At 40.7% G+C, this 2239-nt stretch carries 4 protein-coding genes; all 4 read right to left on the bottom strand.

Going from position 1 to position 2239, the window contains the following annotated elements:
• Nucleotides 1–289: 289 nt before the first annotated feature.
• Entirely contained in the window at nt 290–547 is a 258-nt protein-coding gene (locus VXK47_RS16135; protein WP_435549809.1) for a DUF2442 domain-containing protein, read from the bottom strand.
• Nucleotides 544–816, bottom strand: a complete 273-nt coding sequence (locus tag VXK47_RS16130; protein ID WP_435549808.1) for a DUF4160 domain-containing protein — start codon at nt 814–816, stop codon at nt 544–546. The genes VXK47_RS16135 and VXK47_RS16130 overlap by 4 nt, the downstream gene beginning before the upstream one ends.
• A 98-nt stretch (nt 817–914) precedes the next feature.
• On the bottom strand, nt 915–1151 hold the full coding sequence (locus VXK47_RS16125; protein WP_435549807.1) for a hypothetical protein: 237 nt from the start codon (nt 1149–1151) through the stop codon (nt 915–917).
• Between the two features lie 336 nt (nt 1152–1487).
• Nucleotides 1488–1958 carry a hypothetical protein gene (locus VXK47_RS16120; protein WP_435549806.1) on the bottom strand — a complete coding sequence of 157 codons (471 nt, stop codon included), beginning with the start codon at nt 1956–1958 and terminating at the stop codon, nt 1488–1490.
• Nucleotides 1959–2239 lie beyond the last annotated feature (281 nt).

The following is a 2239-nucleotide window of genomic DNA, read 5'->3' as shown; positions in this document are numbered from 1 at the left end:
CGAAAGGTATTAAAATATCAGATAAGGATCTTCGCCGAGTAAATATCAGTCGTAATGAATTCCATGGAGATTGGAATTATACAATAATGCCATATCGATCAACAGATAAATTGTAAACGTTATTTTGTGACAACTCCTAAGGTTGTTGCATTCGCCATAAGAAATTAAGCCACGCCTACCACCGTTTTTTTATGCCTTTATTAAGTACAACGCCCCGCATAAGCCGCGCCGCCAATGACCTTCCCGCGTAGCGTCGCCAAGCTTCCCGGCGTCGGCCTTAATGCGGTTGTTAGGCAGTTGTCTGCGGGGCTGTTTCGCCAACTACCTGCCATCGAGCCTCAATGGTGTCAGCTGATAAATCAGCACCACAGTCCCATTCAACAAAGTATCCGCCATTGAAAACCTTCAGAAATTCGGTGTGATCTTGAAGGGCTTCAAACGCCTCATACTTCAGATAGGAACTGACATCAAAATTGCCGATGCGACCATCGTCTGCAACGATGGACAACACCCTATTAGATTGTGGAGAGATTTTTGCTATTCTCATTGGTCAAGTCCTTTGATTGGAAAAGGTTTCTTGCCGTTTACAGTCAAGTTCCAGTCGGCAAGCAAATCTTCTTGATGAATTTCGATCCATGCGACGACCAGCTTGTGCTTGTTCGGTGGCAGTTCACCAGACAGAAGCGTTCCGTCAAGAATCGAGTACACTGCAACTTTCCCTTGGTAATCAGCATGTATGTGTGGCACGTGATGTTTCTCAGTATCTCGAAAGAACATCCGGATGAGAATCCCATAAAACATCGAAATTGTAGGCATTATATCTTCTCCTTCTTTGCTTTAGCCTGATGTGGCTAACAAGAACTCACCCCAGTGTTGGGGTCAAATCCTTATCCTTGACTTTCGCCCGGTTTCCGTCATATCGGACTTCCAGTCCATCTACAAGATTCTCCCTTTCTGTTATATGAAACGATATCCATTGTCACGAATAAAGATTTGACCCCATAGCTTTCCTGACCCTCAACTTCCCGCAAATCAGTCGACCATTCAGGATTTCTCTGCGCCACAACTCCAACAAGAATCAAATTCACTACCATGTACTTCGCCACATTTCTTGCATTTCCAAGATTCTGGGCCAATTGGTGTATTTTCATTAATCATTTCCTTATCCGATTCACCCGTAAATGTAGCAAAAGGTAACTTCAGGACAAAAATTGCTGAAGTGGTTCACCTGGTCTGCTGGACCGGAAACTGATGTTTCCTGCTCCCCAGTTTTGGGCCACAAACCATTTTTCTTCCAAAATTTAAGTAACCGCTTGTCTTCAGACGCCTCAATCTTGGTGGCCCCAGCCTCTCCCATTAGAGACAGGCTCTGATAATACCGTGGGCAGGACTCCACAGAAGCAAAGGGGCAACGAAGAGGTAGTGAACCTTCTGAATTCTTTTTCTTATACCAATCTAAATCTGGCACTATAATGGACTTCTTCATGTCACCTCAATTTTGTTACGCCTACTGCCCGTTCAATATCTTCAACCTTCATTTTGTATCCTGCCCCAGATTTGAAAATCATCACTCTCGGCATGAAGGAATAATGATAGTGATAATAATATTCCGATTGCTGCCAAACTTGGCCGTTCATCAATTTAACAATTGTTTCGCCTTCCCATCCTTCAAAATCACCATCAATTTGGGTTTCGATAACATTGGGTGTTGCTTGTTGTGATTCAACGATTTTTGCTGCTTGCTCGATTCCGTCTTTCTTGCCTTTTTCGTACCCTAACAAAAACTTTTCAATTAATAGAATTCTAAGTTTTTCTTTTTCCGATTCGGTTAGTTTTTGAACCCCTATTGCAGTTTGCTCTCCTTTAGAGAGGATTTTATCAAGCGGCAAATCCGGATATTGTTGAGCAAAAGCTGTTTCAACACAGCACAATAAAATTATAATGAAAATTCGTTTCATGCCGTTCTCCTTAAGGGCATAACAAGTTATTATCCAGACCCAGTGATGTTGTAATTTCGTAAGATCACCATAAAGTTATAGAAATAAAATTATAATTTTTGACAAAAAATTAACGGCTAAGATTTGTTCAAAAGCTTATCTCTTTAAGTAAAATATCTTTTTTTAACTGCCGATAATAATTTGAATTTGATATAGCCATATATATTCTGTTGACAAGATAATTGCAATAATATATTTTTACCTTTCCAGGTATCATGTTATTTATCAATATATCTGGAATG

It is taken from the genome of Desulfobacterium sp. N47, assembly GCF_051233685.1.
Lineage (GTDB): Bacteria > Desulfobacterota > Desulfobacteria > Desulfobacterales > RPRI01 > RPRI01.
Note: the sequence above shows the minus strand (reverse complement) of the source record. Positions and strands in the feature narration are given on the sequence as shown.